Genomic DNA, 16,993 nt, shown 5'->3' with positions numbered 1-16,993 from the left:
CTGACTCATGAATAATCGCGCTGGAGAGGACGAGCGCAGGGTCGCCAATGCTGCCCACGAACTCTTCCTGCTTGGCCGCAAAACCGTTGAAGCCCGCGCTGTCTTGGCCGCGCTGCAGGACCAGTTGAGTGACGCCAATAATCGTCTGGAAGATGCCCAGCACGTCGAACAACTGATCGAGGCCAATCAGCAACTGGTGCTGGCGATACTCCTCACGCAATCCGACGCGATGGCGATGCCTCAGGCCGAAGAGCAGCAGCTGTTCCAGGAGCTGCGCGAAGCGAATGCGCAGTTGGTGATCGCCGCGCTCAGCGCTCAAGACCTCCAGGCCACTGCCGAACGTGCGCTGGGCCAGCAGAAAAGCATCCTGGCGATGGTCGCCCATGAACTGCGCAACCCGCTGACGCCGATCAGCCTGATTGCCGAGCGCATGGTCAGGTTGCCCAGCGACCAGCTGCCGCGCATGCGTGAGTTGATCGAAGGCCAGGTCCAGCATATTTCCCAGCTGGTCGACGACCTGCTGGATGTCTCGCGCGCCAGCACCGGCAAGCTGCGTATCCACTGCAGTGAGGTGGACATGCAGCGCATCCTGAATGCTGCTGTCGACGCCTGCAGCCCAGTGATGATCGCGCGCAACCAGTACTTTGATGTAGCGCTTCCCGACGCCAGCCTGGTCATGAACGGCGACCCCGTGCGGCTCGCGCAGATCCTGCATAACCTGTTGGGCAACGCTGCGAAGTACACACAGGCCGGTGGCAAAATCTCGATGGTTGTCACCGTCGAGGCCGAGCAACTGAGGATCAGTATTTGCGACAACGGTATCGGTGTGACCGCCAAGGCCTTGCCGTTCATCTTTGATCCCTATGTGCAAGACGCCCATGCCATCGGTTTCAACAGCGCCGGCCTGGGCATTGGCTTGACCGTGGTGCGCGAACTGGTCGAAGCCCACGACGGCACGGTCACGGGCAGGAGTGAAGGGCACGGCAAGGGCAGCGAATTTGTGGTGGTGCTGCCGTTGTCCGGTTAAGGGATCAGCCGCGCACCGCGTAACTGATCGAACACGTCGAAAAAGGCCTGGTCACTTGCCTGGTAGGCGGTGAAGCCCAGTTTGCGGCTCTTGGACATATCGGTGACCACCTCAATCGGTCGTCCCAGGTCGGCGTCGGTGTGCCACGGCGAGATGAGTCGACTGATGTCGGCTTCTTTCAGCCCATACTGCGCTGCAATCTGGCTCCATGCGGCCTGGTCGTCGACCATCTGGTGTTCGAGTGGGGCGGGCGTGGCTGGGAACGCCGCTGGTGCAAGATCGAAGTAATTGGCAATCTGCCCCCACATCCATTGCCAGCGGAAAATATCGCCATTGGTGATGTTGAATGCCTGGTTGGCGGCCGCTGGCGTGGTGGCAGCCCATAGCTGCTGCTGGGCCAATTGCCGTGCATCGGTCATGTCGGTGAGGCTGTCCCATTGCACGCGGGAGCCTGGGAACACGAACGGGCGACCAGTGTATTTACACACGCTGGCGTAGACGGCGAGGGTGGTCGCCATGTTCATCGCATTGCCCACGGCGACACCCGTGACGGTGTGCGGGCGGTGCACGCTCCAGGTGAAGCCATCTTTCTCGGCCGCAGCGAACACTTCGTCTTCCTGGGCGTAGTAGAAATTCTCCACATCCAGGCGGCCTTGTTCTTCGCGGAACGGCGTTTGCGGCAGGCTGCCCTTGCCATAGTTTTCAAAGGGGCCGAGGTAGTGCTTCAACCCGGTGACCAGCGCCACGTGTCGCACACTGCCGGCGGGGCGCACGGCGTCCAGCACGTTGCGCACCATGGCGGCGTTGACGCGGATGTTCTCGGCCTCCGTGGCCTGGCGCGACCACGTGGTGATGAACACGTGGGTGGGTTTTACCGCGACCAGTGCCTGCTGTACGGAGGCCGGGTCTTGTAAGTCGGCGGTTACGGGGATCACGTCGGGCACCCGGGATGGGCTGCGGGACAGCGCGGCCACCTGCCATTGGTTGTCGAGCAGTAACTGGGTGATGGCGCTGCCAACGATGCCGCTGGCACCGACGACTAAGGCTGTCTGGGTCATAAAGTTCTCCCGAGGATGTAGGGTTCTGAGCCCTTGTTTGTAGGAGAGGTTCAACCTGTTCCGTAAGCCTGGCGGCACCAAACAGGCATATCAGGGTCCATAGGCCCCGCACGAACATTCGCACGTGTCCGTTTACCCTCACCATAAGATCCAACGCATGTACCTACGCACCCTTGCAGTCGGGCTGTCGGCCCTGGTTTTTCTCTCCACCGCTGCAGACGCACGCGACCGCCGACGCGCCTGTTCAAGCTGGTGTACGACGCCTCAAGCCAGCGCGCCTGGGCCTACGTGCCGCCCAATGCGGAAACGCGAATCCAGCAGCCGATGGACTATGACACTTTTGTGAAGAACACCGGGCTGAGGTTATTGGGGAATCTCCCGGTGTCGGGGTCGGTGGGGCGGGGTTGATCGCCACATTTGCGCTCACCTGACCGGCACGGCGGACGCAGTGCCACAGCGGATTTGCCTTGCCGACATCCCATACCCGATCTCGCCAGCCCCAAGACGTGGATATCGCCCCACGCGGTTATACTCTTGCGCTCGCAATACCTTCATCCAGACAATCCGAGATACCCCATGAGCACCTCTACCCCTATCACTCACGTGCGCAAGCCCGTCGCGCCGCTGGTGGCCCTTATCATCCTCGCGCTGGGCGCCCTGTTCCTGCAAAACAGCGTCGGATCACACCAGGTGCTGTTGCTGGTGGTCGGCGCGGCACTGGGCTTGACCCTCTACCACGCCGCCTTCGGGTTCACGTCGGCCTGGCGCGTATTCATCAACGATCGCCGTGGCGCCGGCTTGCGTGCGCAGATGGTGATGCTGGCGATCGCGGTATTGCTGTTCTTCCCGGCGCTGGGGGCGGGCACCTTGTTTGGGCAGCCGGTGGTCGGGCTGGTGGCACCGGCCGGGGTATCGGTGGTGTTTGGGGCGTTCATCTTTGGCATCGGCATGCAGTTGGGCGGCGGTTGTGCGTCGGGCACGCTGTTCACCGTGGGCGGCGGTAATGCGCGCATGCTGGTGACATTGTTCTTCTTTATCTGTGGTTCGCTGATCGCCACGCACCATGTGGACTGGTGGTTTGCGCTGCCTGCGTTCCCGGCGGTGTCCATCGTCAAGAGCTTTGGCGTGGTGCCGGCGATGGGCTTGAGCCTGGCGGTGTTCGCGATCATTGCGGTGGTGAGCGTACGCCTGGAGAAGGGCCGTCATGGTCAACTGGAAGAGGGCGTGAAAAGTGAGCATCAAGGCCTGCGCCGCTTCCTGCGTGGCCCGTGGCCATTGGTATGGGGCGCCATCGGACTGGCCTTGCTCAACTACGCCACCCTGGCACTGGCGGGGCGGCCATGGGGCATTACCTCGGCGTTTGCGTTGTGGGGCGCCAAAGTCGCCAGCGGCCTGGGTGTGGACGTGGCCAGCTGGGCGTTCTGGCAGATGCCGGGCAACGCCAAGGCACTGGCTGCGCCGGTGTGGGAAGACATCACCAGCGTAATGGACATCGGCATCGTCCTCGGTGCGCTGTTGGCGGCAGGCCTGGCCGGGCGTTTCGCCCCTAGCCTGAAGATTCCAACGCGTTCGTTGGTGGCGGCGGTGATCGGCGGTCTGCTGCTCGGCTACGGCTCGCGCCTGGCCTACGGCTGCAACATCGGCGCGTACTTCAGCGGCATTGCTTCGGGCAGCCTGCATGGTTGGGTGTGGCTGGTGGCGGCGTTTATCGGTAACAGCGTAGGCGTGCGGTTGCGGCCGTTTTTCTTTACGGGCGAGCGACCACAGGTGGCGTTGAACGGTTGCTGAATCAGCTTTCCTGGGAGCTGTCGGACGCCTGGGCCGCTTCAGCCGCCGCCAGCTTTTCACGGTCCGCCTTGCTGATGTACTTGTCCTTTTTCTTCGGTGCCAATTTGGCGTTGGCCTTCTTGGCTTTTTCCTTGAAGAGCTGCTGGAGTTTTTTCTGGCGGTTCATGTCGTTCTACCCGGGTTGTTCAGGCCCGGGATGATACCAGCTTAGCGCCGCTCTTCAGTTTCGAAACGGTGGCTGCACAAACGCAGTGATCAGCCCGAGTATCTGCTGTTGAATCACAGCTCTTGGCCGAGCCCCCTCACCATCCCGGCAAATCATGCCATCACCCGGCGAGCTTTCTTCAATCATTTCCATGCCACCCGGCTTGCAGATCGACATGAAACTGAAGTGAGTGGCGTCGCCGATCTCAACGTATTGAGTTGACGCTGTTGGCAGGCGCTTGACCAAGGCGGCGGACTCAAGGTTAGGGTCCATATCCTCCGTGGGCACGCCACCCGCAATCACCAGCACCGGCACCGGAAGGGCGGCCAGGCTGGCGTCGGTGAAGCCGGGCGCGAGGCCCAGGTCCAAAGACACAATGGCGGTGACGCGTTTGTCGCTCAAGTCGGCGGCCAGGTTGGCTTTCCCTTCGAGGGTGCCGGCGGGGTTCATCTCATGGTAGCCAATGCAACCACCGAGCTTGGGGTGTGCGTTGCACTCCCGGCTGAACAAATCGGGATCGAAGCGCGCGCCGGCAATCTCCAGCACGGTCCAGCCGCCGAGAGAGTGGCCGACGGCGGCAATGCGGTGTTTCGCCACCGCGCCAAATGACTTGGGTTGGGCCAGGACCGCGTCGATAGCGCGGCTCAGGTCGGCCGGGCGTTTCCATAACTGAGCGGCGGTCTGCGGGTTGCGATCCTTGGTGGTGGTGCCGGGGTGGTTGACCGCCGCCACGATGTAACCCTTGTGCGCCAAGGCGCTGGCCAGCCACACCTGATTGGCCCAATTGCCGCCGTAGCCGTGGGAGAGCACGACCAAAGGATGTTCACCGGCGGCCGGCGGTGCATCTGACACAGCGAGGGCGCCGATGAAGACAGCGTTGTCGGCGATCAGTTGGGGTTTGGCGGTGGTTGCAGCGGGGTACCAGACGACCATCTCCAGCGGGCGGCTGTTTTGCGCGTCGGGCAGGGTAGTGGTCTTGAAGCCTACGGGGCTTTCGGTCGCGAGGGCAGGAGTGGCCAGGCAGAGCAAGAGCAGGGTGCGCAGGGCGGTTTTCATTGTTGTTGTCTTCCTTGATTTTGGACGCGCATCATTACCTGAAACCAATCGTCTGGGTACCCCCCGTTTCCCCTTGGTATTTGCCAGCACAGCCCCATAACGGGTCTGTATTCATTGCGTGGAAGAACCGACCATGACCAACCCAACCGAAACCGCCATCCTCGCCGGCGGCTGCTTCTGGGGCATGCAAGACCTGTTGCGCCGTTACCCTGGCGTGCTGCACACCCGCGTTGGCTACACCGGCGGCGATGTGCCGAATGCCACCTACCGTAACCATGGCAACCACGCGGAAGCGATCGAGATCGTGTTCGACCCGGCGGTGATCAGCTACCGGCAGATCCTGGAGTTTTTTTTCCAGATCCATGACCCAAGCACACCCAACCGGCAGGGCAATGACCTGGGGCCCAGTTATCGTTCGGCGATCTATTACCTGAGTGAGCAGCAACGGGACGTGGCCGAAGATACGGCGGCGGATGTGGACGCCTCGCAATTGTGGCCGGGTCGGGTGGTGACAGAGATTGAACCGGCGGGGCCGTTTTGGGAGGCGGAACCGGAGCACCAGGATTATCTGGAGCGGATTCCCAATGGGTACACCTGCCACTTTATCCGGCCGAACTGGAAGTTGCCGACGCGAGGTTGAGACGCTCAACAGCAGAAAAAATGAAGGGGACGGATCAATCCGTCCCCTTTACGCTTAGCCAGCACAACTCTGCTTGTCGATTTCGAACCGCACAATATACCCATGTATGGTTCCGGCCGTCGTTGCCCCGTCGCACACTGTTTGGCAGGCGATGCATTCGCCTTCAAACAACCGGAGAGCGACCATGACAACCCTACTGAAAGTCCCGACTGAAGAACTGGTACCGTCCCGCTACGCGGTGCGCGTCGGCGAAATTGATGTGTTGGTGATCAGTGACGGCGTGCTGCCGCTGCCGACCCAGACCATGTCCACCAACGCCGACCCGGCCGCCCGCGCGGCGTGGTTCAAGGAGATGTTCCTGGGCCCGGACGCGTTCGATTGGGCGCTGAATGTACTGGTGGTGCGCAGTGGCGAGCAGGTGATTCTGATCGATGCCGGCCTGGGTGGGCAGTTCCCCGGCTTTCCACGGGCCGGGCAGTTTCCCAAGCGCCTGGAAGCGGCCGGCATCCCGTTGTCCTCGGTGACCGACATCGTGATCACCCACATGCACATGGATCATATCGGTGGCCTGCTGGTGGACGAGGTGAAGCGCAAGTTGCGTGCGGATGTGCGCATCCATGTGGCGGCCATCGAGGTCGATTTCTGGGCGTCGCCGGATTTCACCCACACCGACATGCCCGCACCGGTGCCGGATGTGCTCCGCGCCACGGCCCAGCAATTCATGGCGCTGTACCACGACAATCTGCACACCTTCGATGATGAGCATGAAGTCGCGCCTGGGGTGGTGGCCAAACTCACCGGCGGCCACACACCAGGGCATAGCGTGGTGTATGTGACCTCCGGCGGCGAGCGCCTGACCTTTGCCGGTGACGCATTGTTTCCCGTCGCGTTCGAGCATCCCGATTGGCACAACGGCTTCGAGCACGACCCCGAAGAGTCGGTGCGCGTTCGGGTGCGGCTGATGAACGAAGCGGCGGCGAGTGGTGAATTGTTCGTGGCTACCCACCTGCCGTTTCCGTCCGTGGGGCGGGTGGTGGTGGATGGGGATGCGTTTCGCTGGGTGGCTGCATTCTGGGATTACTGATCCTTCGCCACGCCTACTCGCCACTGCGCGGGCGGTAGGATCCCATTCACCAGGTAATTTCCCACAATCCGCGATTTGTACACGCGCGGGTTGTGGTTCGCCAGGGTTCTAGCGTTTCGCCATAACCGGTCCAGCGCCTTGTTGCTGGCGGTGGCACTGGCGCCCAGCGCATCGAACAAGGCTGTAGTGGCGGCGAGTGTCGCATCCACCACCGGGTTCACCGCCAGGCACACTTCCAATTCAGCCAACGCCACCTGCGGATCATCATCATGCAACGGATGGTCATGGGCGATCACATACCGCGCGGTATGCTCCAGCCGCTGCGCCGCTTGCTGGGCAATGGCTTGCGCGGCGTAGGCCTGGCTGGCAACTTCGCCGATCACTTGCAGCAGTTGCACGTCCTGGCCCGCGGTGTCGGCATTGCCGGTGGTGAAGGTGCGTGCGCGCTGGCTGAGTTCTTCGGCGCCACTGAGGGCGGCGCGGCGGGCGATGCCGGCGAGCGTGCTGAGGTGGTAGAGCTGGAAGAACGATTGACCGTGGCCAAAGCGCTGTTGTGTAAGGCGTACATCGTCATCCACCACAGGTGCGTTATCGAAGATGCAGGTGCCGCTGGCGGTGAGACGTTGGCCGAAGCCATTCCAGTCATCGACGATCTGCACGCCGGGGGCCTTGAGGTCGACGACCACGCTGTAGATCGTGCCGTCTTCGCCGGTGGCAATGGTGTTGATCAAGTCGCTGTAAAGCGCGCCGGTGGTGTAGAACTTTCTGCCGCTGATGCGCAAGGCGCCGGCTTCGTCACGGTGCAGGCGGGTTTCGAAATCGCCACGGGTCTGATTGCCGACTTCGGTGCTGCCGGGGGAGAGCAGGGCGCCCTGGCCGAGCCGGTCCAGCCATTTGGCGCGCCAATCCAAGTCTTTGGCGCTGAGCACGTCTTCGCAGAAACCGAAGTGTCCCCGCAGGGCCTGGGTGATGTTGGAGTCGGCGGCGGACAGTTCCGTGAGCAATGTCAGCAACTCGACCAGCGTTGCATCTTGACCGCCATAGCTGACCGGCAAGCGCCAGCGCGGCAAACCCAAGGCGTTCAGTTGCTGGATCACGGTGGCGAGACTACCGCGTGTCTGATCCGCCACGGCCGCCTGAGCGAGTATCCGCGCAAAGAGTGGACGAAACGGCGCGGCCAGTTTTTCGTAGCGGGCAGTGGGCGGTGCGCCCCAGATATTCAAAGCGGGAATCGACATGCAATGGACCTTGCAGAAAAATGGTTCAGGTGCTGGGGTCCAGTGGTCTGGTGCGCCCACCCTAACTCAGGTGCGGCAAAGTTTTTAATACGAAAAGCAGCTAGCGACCTGTACGACGGTTCTATCGATAGTGCCCAACAGTATTAAACCCCACGCTTTTATTGCGTTAGCTTCTACGTCAGACGACCAGACTGCATGCCCACGGATGGTTGAACCAACCCTCCAACCCTGTGGGATTTTCCATGATCAACCGTCGAACACTGCTGTCTTTGCTGGGCCTGGCCTCTCTTGCTCTGTATGGCCCATCGGCCGGCGCCGCCGAACCGCTGACCCTTACCGTGGGTGACCAGTTCTTCTCCAACCGCATCGTGCTGGAGCTGTCGGGCGAGCTGAAAGACTTGCCCTACAAAATTGACTTCAAGCGCTTCAACACCGGCTCCCCGGTGGCCTCGGCCGTGGCCAGCGGCGCTCTGGATGTGGGCATCGTTGGCGACACCCCGGTGATCAGCCTGGCCGCCAATGGCGCGCCGGTCAAAGTCGTCGCCAGCACCCAGACCAGCCTCGACGGCGTGGGCATTGTGGCGCGCAAGGGCATCAAGTCGGTGGCCGACCTCAAAGGCAAGACGGTCGCCATCTGGAACGGCTCGTGGAGCCAGCAGTTGGCGTACAAGGCGCTGGATGAAGCCGGTGTGCCGCGCAGCAGCGTTCACTTCAAATACCTGCTGCCGGCCGAGGCCAGCCTGGCGCTGACCCAAGGCGATATCGACGCTTTCGGCACCTGGGAACCCTACGTGTCGCTGCAGGAAAAAGAAGGCAGCACCCTGATCCGCAACGCCAAGGGCCTGATGAGCGCGCCGACCTACATCGTCGCCTACGAGCCGGCCCTGGCGCAGAAAAACGCGATCATCAAGGACTTCATCGCCCGCCTGACCCGCGCCCGGGTTTGGAGCAACACCCACGTCGACGAATATGCCGAAGCCTGGTCGAAGGCCAACCAGTCTGCGCCGGAAATCGCCAAGGTGTGGTTCAAGCGCGATGCGATCAAGGTGCTGCCGATCTCACCGAGGATCATCAGCGAGGCCCAGGCCACGGCGGATTTCTTGGTGGATGCGCAGATGTTGAAGCAGCGGTATGACGTGGCGCCATTGTTTGATCGGGTGCTTTAAATCCTTGATTGTAGGAGCGAGCTTGCTCGCGAAGAATGCCAACGATAACGCGGGCATTCAGGAGGAGTGCGGCAGTTTCAAGTATTTAGCAAGCAAGCCCGTCCCTACAAAAATCTGAATCAGCGCACCAGGCACGGCTGTTTGTTGTTGAAGCGCCACCCCGGAATCAGAAACTGCATCGCCACGCTGTCATCCCGCGCGCCGAGGCCCATGCCTTTGTACACGTCATGGGCCTTGGCGACCGCGTCCATGTCGATCTCTACACCCAGGCCCGGCTTGCTTGGCACTTTCACATAACCCCCTTCGATTTTCAGCGGCGTCTTGGTCAGGCGCTGGCCGTCCTGCCAGATCCAGTGGGTGTCGATGGCGGTGATGTCGCCAGGGGCAGCGGCCGCCACCTGGGTGAACATCGCCAGGGAAATGTCAAAGTGGTTGTTGGAGTGCGAGCCCCAGGTCAGGCCCCATTCGTGGCACATCTGCGCCACGCGCACCGAGCCCTGCATCGTCCAGAAGTGTGGGTCGGCCAGGGGGATGTCCACAGACTGCAGCTGGATCGCGTGGCCCATTTCACGCCAGTCGGTGGCGATCATGTTGGTGGCGGTTTTCAGGCCGGTGGCGCGGCGGAATTCGGCCATGACTTCGCGGCCTGAATAACCGTTTTCGGCGCCGCAGGGGTCTTCGGCGTAGGCCAGTACGTGATGCTGGTCGCGGCACAGGCGGATGGCCTCTTTCAATGACCAGGCGCCGTTCGGGTCGAGGGTGATGCGCGCATCCGGGAAGCGTTCGGCCAGGGCGGTGACAGCTTCGATTTCTTCGTCGCCGCTCAGCACGCCACCTTTGAGCTTGAAGTCATTGAAGCCGTATTTGGCTTTGGCGGCTTCGGCCAGGCGCACCACGGCGTCGGCCGTCAGGGCTGTTTCGTGACGCAGACGGAACCATTCATCATCGCTGTCGGCTTCGTTTCGGTAGGCCAGATCGGTGGCGCTGCGGTCACCGACATAAAACAGATAACCGAGCATTTTTACCGCGTCGCGTTGCTGCCCTTCGCCGAGCAAGGCAGCCACCGGGACTTCGAGGAATTGACCCAGCAGGTCGAGCAGTGCGGCTTCCATGGCGGTGACGGCATGGATGGTGATGCGCAGGTCAAAGGTCTGCAGGCCACGCCCGGCAGCGTCGCGGGAAGCAAAGGTGCTGCGCATCTGGTTGAGGACGCGTTGGTACTGGCCGATGGGCTGGCCGATCACCAGGCTGCGGGCGTCTTCCAGGGTTTCGCGGATGCGTTCGCCACCGGGCACTTCGCCGACGCCGGTATTACCGGAGCTGTCCTTGAGAATGACAATATTGCGTGTGAAGTACGGGCCGTGGGCGCCGCTGAGATTGAGCAGCATGCTGTCGTGGCCGGCGACGGGGATGACCTGGAAGTGAGTAACAACGGGCGTAGTCATGGCAAGTTCCTGAATGGGCTCAAAGAGGTTTGCTGAGGGCAGCGCCCGTTGGCGCGACGCTCGGTGCAGTCAACACGGCAGAGGGTGCGGTATTGGCGAAGAACACCAGGATCGCGGCCAGCACCGAGGTACCGGCCAGGCCATAGAGGCCGCCCTGGATCGAACCGGTGGTCTGTTCCAGGAAACCGAAGGTGGTGGGCGCTACGAAGCCGCCCAGATTGCCGATGGAGTTGATCAGCGCGATCACCGCGGCGGCGATGCGCACATCCAGGTAACCCTGGGGAATCGGCCAGAACAGCGACGACGCCGACTTGAAACCGATAGCTGCGAAGCAGATCGCCACGAAGGCAAAGACCGGCCCGCCGGTGGTGGACATGAACATGCCCGCTGCCGCAATCAACAGCGCCGCCGCAACCCAGGCCTGCTGGAACTTGAACTTGCCCGACAGGGAGGCGAAGGCGTACATGGCGATGATCGAGATCAGCCACGGGATCGAGTTGAAGAAACCGACCTGCACATCACTGAGGTCACCCATCTTCTTGATGATGCTCGGCAGCCAGAAGGTGGCGGCGTAGATCGTCAGTTGGATGCAGAAATACAGCGCGCAGAACAGCAGGATCTGGCGGTCCTTGAGCAGCTTGCCAATGGTCGGTTTGACGCTGGTGAGGGCCTCACGGTCGCGCTGTTCCTGATCGATGGCATTGACCAGCGCGTCCTGTTCTTCGCGGCTCATCCACTTTGCGTCGTGGGGTTTGGAGTCCAGCCAGAACCACACAAAGAACCCAATCACCACCGAAGCCAAGCCTTCAATGGCGAACATCCATTGCCAACCGTGGAAGCCAAAGCCCTCGATCTGCAACAGCGCGCCTGAAAGCGGGCCGGAAATCAGCGACGCAACCGCCGAGCCACTCAAAAAGATGGCGATGGCTTTACCGCGTTCCACGCCGGGCAGCCAGCGCGTGAAGTAGTAGATCACCCCAGGAAAAAAGCCGGCCTCGGCCACGCCCAGCAGGAAACGCAGGATGTAGAAGTGGGTTTCGTTCTGGATGAACGCCATCAGCGTGGCGACGATGCCCCAGGTGAACATGATGCGGGTCAGCCAGATACGTGCGCCGACCTTTTGCAGCAACATATTGGAAGGCACTTCGAACAGGGCATAGCCGATGAAGAACAGACCGGCGCCGAAGCCATAGGCGGCTGCGCCGATGCCCAGGTCGTGTTCCATGTGCGTGCGCACAAAGCCGATGTTGACCCGGTCGATGTAGTTGAGGATGAACATGATCACGAACAGTGGCAGCACATGGCGCTTTACTTTGCTCACGGCGCGCGCGAGGACGGGATCACTTTCGGGTACGGCAGATACATGGATTGAATGGGTCACAGTTCAAAACTCCCCCTGATTATTTTTATGCGGGTATGTGTGTCTTGTTGATAGACATCATACAAGTAGGTTTCTTGAAATCGCAATCCGGTAGTGAGTGTTTTTCTTCTTATAACGCGGTGTGTGGCGCCAGATTTTTGGTTATTTGCGCAGTATTTGTTGGATTTTAAGGCGGTTGGTAAGTGTGGTTCTGCTCAGTAGGTGTCGCGGTAAGAGTGTCTATGAGAGTGGATGTAAAGTTTAGTTGTCATACAAGTTGAGGGTTTTTTCAATCAACCCAGGCCTGGTGCCGGGCTGGGTGTTAAGCTCCCCCCAGTTCAACCCCGTGGACCTGTTGCAATGCCCATTGAAAGTGGAACTCCCCTACGCAAACGCTCCACCAACCTGGCCCAGGGCGTGGTCGATGCACTGACCCAGCGCATCCTGCTCGGCCAACTGAAACCTGGCGAAAAGCTGCCGTCAGAATCCACCATCGTGCTTGAGCATGGCGTGAGCCGCACCGTCGTGCGCGAAGCGATCTCCAAATTACAGGCCTCCGGGCTGGTCGAAACCCGCCACGGCATCGGCACCTTTGTGCTGGCGCAACAGGCGCAGCAGGGTTTGCGCCTGCATGTGGACACGGTGGCCAGTGTGCGCAACATGCTGGAGCTGCGCCTGGGCCTGGAGGTGCAAGCCGTCGCGCTGGCCGCCTTGCGCAGAACCGACGAACAACTGGCTCATATGCGCCAGGCGCTCGACGACTATCAGGCCTCCCTGGCCAACAACGACAGTTGCGTGGAGGAAGACAAACGCTTTCATCAACTGATCGCCGAGGCCACCGGCAATACCTTCTTCAGCGAAATCATGCTGCACCTGGGCAATGCGATGATCCCGCGCACCCAGGTAAAAGGCGATGAACGTGGCGGCGCCGACTTTGCCAAGCTGGGCCAGTTGGCCAACCTGGAACATGAGGCGATCTTCAACGCGATCAAACGCCAGGACCCGGACGCCGCTCGCGCGGCCATGGTGCTGCACCTGACCAACAGCCGCGATCGTTTTTCGGGGGAGCAGGGCCGTTGAACGAACACACCTTATCCCTGCGCCTGGAGCGCGTCGCCGCCAACGTACCGGCAGGCGCGCGCCTGGCCGATATCGGCTCTGATCACGGTTATTTGCCAGTGGCATTGATGCGCCGTGGCCTGATCACGGCGGCAGTGGCGGGGGAGGTCGCGACCACGCCCTTTCATGCGGCGCAACGTACCGTGCGCGACAACGGCCTGGAGCAACAGATCACCGTGCGCCAGGCCGATGGCTTGGCGGCCATCGAACCCCATGACGGCATCACCGCGATCAGTGTCTGCGGCATGGGCGGCGAGACGATTCGCGATATTCTCGAAAGCGGCAAGCGGCACCTGAGCGGCCAAGAACGCCTGGTCCTGCAACCCAACGGCGGTGAGCAACCGTTGCGCCAATGGCTGATGGATAACGGTTACTCGATCCTTCATGAAGAGTTGCTGCGCGAGAACCGCTTTTACTACGAGATCATCGTCGCCGAGCGCATCGGGCCAGTGGCTTATACCGCTGAGCAGCTGTACTTCGGGCCGCTGCAACTGCAGGCACGCAGCCCGGTGTTCATCGCCAAATGGCAACGCCTGCTGCTTCAAAAGCGAAAGACCCTGGCCAGCCTGGCGCATGCACGACAGACAGTGCCGGAGGAGAAGGTTGAGGAAATTGCTCGGCAGATCGGGTGGATGACTCAGTTGTTGGCTTGAACCTCAACCGTAGGCGCGTCACGGCGCAATCGACCGGCATCCTTGGCCGGTGGCAAGCCAAACATGCGCACATAGTCGCGGCTGAACTGCGAGGGGCTTTCATAGCCTACGCGAAAGCCCGCACCGGCAGCGTCCACCGCCTCGGCGACCATCAATCGTCGGGCTTCCTGCAAGCGCAATTGGCTGCGAAATTCCAGCGGGCTCATGGACGTGACCGCCTTGAAGTGGGCGTGGAAGGTGGAACGGCTCATGCCGGCGATATCTGCGATGGCATCGATCCGGCAGGGTTCGTCGTAATGCTGGCGTAACCACGCGATGGCTTTGGCGATCTGGTTGAGGCGGCTGTCGGCCTTGGCCATTTGCCGCACCGCACCCTGGCCGCTGCCGGTGAGCAATCGGTAAAGCAGCTCGCGAATGATCAGCGGCGCCAGGCCCGGAATGTCGCCTGGTGTGTCCAGCAGTTTGGCCAGCCGGACAGCTGCGTCCAACAGTTCAGGCGTGGTGGCGTTAAGTTCGATGCCTGCGGTGGGCAGTGAAGGTTGATGTGCCGGCGCCGGGTGCCGCAACGCCAGATCCGTCAACGCCGCCATGTCCAGATCGAGTACCAGGCACAGGTAAGGCGCGGCCTGGCTGGCCTCGATAACCGAACCCATCACGGGAATATCCACAGAGGCCACCAGGTAAGTGGCCGCGTCGTACACGTAGGACGTTGCGCCCGCGACCACCTGTTTGCGCCCCTGAACAATCAGGCACAGCGTCGGCACATAGACGACCGGCATAGGCAGCGTGGGTGTGCCCGAGCGCACCAGGCTTACGCCGTCAATCGGTGTGGCGTGAGTGCCGTCGCTGGGTGCGTGGCGGCTGATCAGCTCGATTAACTGCGGCAAGGCATCCATGAGGGCTCCGTTGAAAGGCGGGTGAATGTCGCGTCCCGGATAATCGTGCAAGAACACGGGACGATCCTGTTACAGGCGACGAGCCGGTGGGGGGCAGACTTGCCTTCACCGGCTTAACGCCATCGCTGAAAGGAGTTCATCATGCCCACTCTCAACGCACTCGACCACTACCGCCTGCTCGGACGATCCGGTATGCGCGTTTCGCCGCTCGCCCTCGGCACCATGACGTTCGGCGCCGACTGGGGGTGGGGCGCGGATGAAAGCGAAGCACGCCAGATCTTCGATGTCTACGTCGACCAAGGCGGCAACCTGATCGACACCGCCGTCAACTACACCAACGGGGCTTCGGAGCGCATCCTTGGTCAATTCCTCAAGGGCAAGCGTGATCGCCTGGTCGTCTCGACCAAATACACCATGGCCCGGGATCCGGGCGACCCCAATTCTGGTGGTAACCACCGCATGAACCTGATGCGCTCGGTGGAGACCAGTTTGCGCCAGCTCGACACCGATCGCATTGAGTTGCTGTACCTGCATGCCTGGGATTTCACCACGGGCGTCGACGAGGTCATGCGCGGGCTGGATGACCTGGTGCGCAGCGGCAAAGTGCTGTACCTGGGCATCTGCAATACCCCGGCGTGGAAAGTCGCCCAGCTACAAACCCTGGCCAAGCTGCGCGGCTGGTCGCCGTTGGTGGCACTGCAAATCGAATACAGCCTGGTCGAACGCAGCGTCGAACATGAACTAATCCCGATGGCCGCCGAAATGGGCCTTGGCGTGTTGCCGTGGTCACCGCTCGGCGGCGGAATCCTGACCGGTAAATACAGCCGCGACGACCTCGGCGGGGCCAGTGAGGCGAACGTGTCGGCCACGCGCAAGGGCGTGATCAGTTCGTCGGGGCATATGAATGCCCGCTCACTGGAAATCGCCAGTGTAGTCACCGCCATTGCTGCCGAAACCGGCGCGACGCCGTCCCAGGTGGCTCTCGCCTGGACGCTGTGCAACCCGGCTGTCGTTGCACCTGTCATGGGGGCCAGAACCTTGGCCCAGGCCCAGGATAATCTGGAGGCGCTGAGCATTGAGCTGGACGCTGAACATATCACCCGGCTCGATCAGGTCAGCGTGCCCGAACCGATCTTTCCGGAGCGTTTTGTTTCCCGGCCGATGGTGCAGCAATTGATTTTCGGCGGTGCTCGGCTTCAGCGCGAGAAGGCGTACCTGAAATGAAGCGTTCAATCTTTCAACGCGTGGTCTTGGTCATCCTGCTCGGCTTGGGGTCATGGTCGTGCGCGGCGCGTGCAGATACGCAAGTCGAGAACCACAACAAACAGCGCGTGACCGAAGCCTTCGAGCGCTGGCGCGGCGGTGGCAGCACATTTTTCAGCGACATGCTGACGCCGGATGTCATCTGGACGATCAAGGGTTCAGGCCCGAGTGCGGGGGTTTATCGAGGTGTCGACGCGTTTGTGGCCGGCGCAGTAAAACCGTTCGTGTCGCGCCTATCCAGCCCGGTCAGGCCTGTGAGCCAGCAGGTCTGGGCTGACGGTGATCACGTGATTATTCAGTGGGAGGGAGCAGGTGTTGCGCGTGACGGCCAGGCCTACCGCAACAGTTACGCCTGGATCTTTCATATGCGTGATGGCAAAGCCTTCGAGGTGACCGCCTTTCTGGATTTGGTCCCTTATGACGATGTGTTGCGGCGTATCCCGGAGTGACAGGGTGATTGCTGACAGCGGTCAGTCGTGCATGCTCCAATGGCCGACTTACGACGGATCACCCAGGTAACGCAATGACAGATGCTACGGACTCCACCTTCTACGACCGCGCCGACGCGCATATCGAACTGTCGAACGAGCAGCTACAGGCTCACGAAAACCTCGGCCAGGTCAGCGCCTCGATGATGTTCGGCACCACGCGCTTCAATGCCTGGGCCAGCGCGCGCAACTTCAAGTCCGGCGCGGAAATGGCCGATGCGCGGGAGGCGATGTTGAAGTATTTCTGCGACCAGTACCGGATGATGCTTGAGGATAATCTGGACGATCACATCAATAATTTCAGCCGGTATATGTCGACCCGATAGGCCATTGTTACAGGTCTGCACAGGCCTTGAGTGCTTTTGCCCCATTTTCGCGCATCCCATGCCCGCCATTGGTCACCGCACCGCCTATTGCGGGCAGGTTGACGGCGGCCCGTATCTTGCTTGAGCCAAGCTAATCAATGACATGGCATTTTGCCGTTAGTCATTTCAAGGCTTCGCCCAG

Annotated in this window: 17 protein-coding genes and 1 pseudogene; 11 read left to right on the top strand and 7 right to left on the bottom strand. The window is 61.3% G+C overall.

Going from position 1 to position 16,993, the window contains the following annotated elements:
* Positions 1-7: 7 nt before the first annotated feature.
* Positions 8-1,027, top strand: a complete 1,020-nt coding sequence (locus tag LVW35_RS19555) for a sensor histidine kinase (protein WP_233891647.1) — start codon at positions 8-10, stop codon at positions 1,025-1,027.
* Here the strand turns inward: LVW35_RS19555 and LVW35_RS19550 are convergent.
* Positions 1,024-2,085, bottom strand: coding sequence for an SDR family oxidoreductase (locus tag LVW35_RS19550; protein WP_233891646.1), 1,062 nt, complete (start codon positions 2,083-2,085; stop codon positions 1,024-1,026). The two genes, LVW35_RS19555 and LVW35_RS19550, sit on opposite strands and share 4 nt — an antisense overlap.
* 228 nt (positions 2,086-2,313) lie before the next feature.
* Here LVW35_RS19550 and LVW35_RS19545 point away from each other — a divergent pair.
* Together LVW35_RS19545 and LVW35_RS19540 are read left to right on the top strand one after the other, a co-directional pair.
* Positions 2,314-2,493: pseudogene (locus tag LVW35_RS19545) on the top strand (DNA/RNA non-specific endonuclease); the annotation flags it as partial.
* A gap of 168 nt (positions 2,494-2,661) precedes the next feature.
* Complete coding sequence (locus LVW35_RS19540; protein WP_233891645.1) at positions 2,662-3,873, top strand: YeeE/YedE family protein; 1,212 nt, start codon at positions 2,662-2,664, stop codon at positions 3,871-3,873.
* A 1-nt stretch (position 3,874) separates the two neighbouring features.
* Here the strand turns inward: LVW35_RS19540 and LVW35_RS19535 are convergent, their stop codons facing one another.
* Complete coding sequence (locus tag LVW35_RS19535; RefSeq protein WP_233891644.1) at positions 3,875-4,039, bottom strand: DUF2986 domain-containing protein; 165 nt, start codon at positions 4,037-4,039, stop codon at positions 3,875-3,877.
* Between the two features lie 54 nt (positions 4,040-4,093).
* Positions 4,094-5,134 carry an alpha/beta hydrolase family protein gene (locus LVW35_RS19530; protein ID WP_233891643.1) on the bottom strand — a complete coding sequence of 347 codons (1,041 nt, stop codon included), beginning with the start codon at positions 5,132-5,134 and terminating at the stop codon, positions 4,094-4,096.
* A 133-nt stretch (positions 5,135-5,267) separates the two neighbouring features.
* Between LVW35_RS19530 and msrA the strand changes: the two genes are divergently transcribed.
* Together msrA and LVW35_RS19520 are read left to right on the top strand one after the other, a co-directional pair.
* The gene (gene msrA, locus LVW35_RS19525) at positions 5,268-5,774 is read left to right on the top strand and encodes a peptide-methionine (S)-S-oxide reductase MsrA (RefSeq protein ID WP_233891642.1); all 507 of its coding nucleotides are present in this window, start codon (positions 5,268-5,270) and stop codon (positions 5,772-5,774) included.
* A gap of 184 nt (positions 5,775-5,958) precedes the next feature.
* Positions 5,959-6,858 carry an MBL fold metallo-hydrolase gene (locus LVW35_RS19520; RefSeq protein WP_233891641.1) on the top strand — a complete coding sequence of 300 codons (900 nt, stop codon included), beginning with the start codon at positions 5,959-5,961 and terminating at the stop codon, positions 6,856-6,858.
* Here the strand turns inward: LVW35_RS19520 and LVW35_RS19515 are convergent.
* A complete protein-coding gene (locus LVW35_RS19515) occupies positions 6,852-8,096 on the bottom strand; it encodes an acyl-CoA dehydrogenase family protein (RefSeq protein ID WP_233891640.1) in 1,245 nt (414 codons plus the stop codon). The two genes, LVW35_RS19520 and LVW35_RS19515, sit on opposite strands and share 7 nt — an antisense overlap.
* Positions 8,097-8,338: 242 nt before the next feature.
* On the opposite strand from LVW35_RS19515, the gene LVW35_RS19510 reads away from it, so the two are divergent.
* Positions 8,339-9,262 (top strand): ABC transporter substrate-binding protein, encoded by a 924-nt coding sequence (locus LVW35_RS19510; RefSeq protein ID WP_233891639.1) that lies wholly within the window; start codon positions 8,339-8,341, stop codon positions 9,260-9,262.
* A 119-nt stretch (positions 9,263-9,381) separates the two neighbouring features.
* Here LVW35_RS19510 and gudD read toward each other — a convergent pair whose 3' ends face one another.
* A complete protein-coding gene (gene gudD / locus LVW35_RS19505) occupies positions 9,382-10,707 on the bottom strand; it encodes a glucarate dehydratase (protein WP_233891638.1) in 1,326 nt (441 codons plus the stop codon).
* Positions 10,708-10,726: 19 nt separating this feature from the next.
* Positions 10,727-12,088, bottom strand: coding sequence for an MFS transporter (locus tag LVW35_RS19500; RefSeq protein WP_233891637.1), 1,362 nt, complete (start codon positions 12,086-12,088; stop codon positions 10,727-10,729).
* Between the two features lie 339 nt (positions 12,089-12,427).
* Here LVW35_RS19500 and LVW35_RS19495 point away from each other — a divergent pair, with 339 nt between their 5' ends.
* Both LVW35_RS19495 and LVW35_RS19490 read left to right on the top strand, forming a co-directional pair.
* Entirely contained in the window at positions 12,428-13,147 is a 720-nt protein-coding gene (locus tag LVW35_RS19495) for a FadR/GntR family transcriptional regulator (RefSeq protein ID WP_233891636.1), read from the top strand.
* Complete coding sequence (locus LVW35_RS19490; protein WP_233891635.1) at positions 13,144-13,839, top strand: tRNA (adenine(22)-N(1))-methyltransferase; 696 nt, start codon at positions 13,144-13,146, stop codon at positions 13,837-13,839. Before LVW35_RS19495 ends, LVW35_RS19490 begins: the two co-directional genes overlap by 4 nt.
* Here LVW35_RS19490 and LVW35_RS19485 read toward each other — a convergent pair.
* Entirely contained in the window at positions 13,824-14,735 is a 912-nt protein-coding gene (locus LVW35_RS19485) for an AraC family transcriptional regulator (protein WP_233891634.1), read from the bottom strand. The genes LVW35_RS19490 and LVW35_RS19485 overlap by 16 nt on opposite strands.
* Positions 14,736-14,876: 141 nt before the next feature.
* On the opposite strand from LVW35_RS19485, the gene LVW35_RS19480 reads away from it, so the two are divergent.
* The 3 genes from LVW35_RS19480 (at position 14,877) to LVW35_RS19470 (ending at position 16,812) form a co-directional block, all read left to right on the top strand.
* Positions 14,877-15,959 (top strand): aldo/keto reductase, encoded by a 1,083-nt coding sequence (locus LVW35_RS19480; protein WP_233891633.1) that lies wholly within the window; start codon positions 14,877-14,879, stop codon positions 15,957-15,959.
* A complete protein-coding gene (locus LVW35_RS19475; protein ID WP_233891632.1) occupies positions 15,956-16,447 on the top strand; it encodes a nuclear transport factor 2 family protein in 492 nt (163 codons plus the stop codon). Before LVW35_RS19480 ends, LVW35_RS19475 begins: the two co-directional genes overlap by 4 nt.
* A gap of 74 nt (positions 16,448-16,521) precedes the next feature.
* The gene (locus tag LVW35_RS19470) at positions 16,522-16,812 is read left to right on the top strand and encodes a DUF3144 domain-containing protein (RefSeq protein WP_233891631.1); all 291 of its coding nucleotides are present in this window, start codon (positions 16,522-16,524) and stop codon (positions 16,810-16,812) included.
* The last annotated feature ends 181 nt before the right edge of the window (positions 16,813-16,993 follow it).

It is taken from the genome of Pseudomonas sp. HN11 (genome assembly GCF_021390155.1).
In the GTDB taxonomy this organism is placed as follows: domain Bacteria; phylum Pseudomonadota; class Gammaproteobacteria; order Pseudomonadales; family Pseudomonadaceae; genus Aquipseudomonas.
Note: the sequence above shows the minus strand (reverse complement) of the source record. Positions and strands in the feature narration are given on the sequence as shown.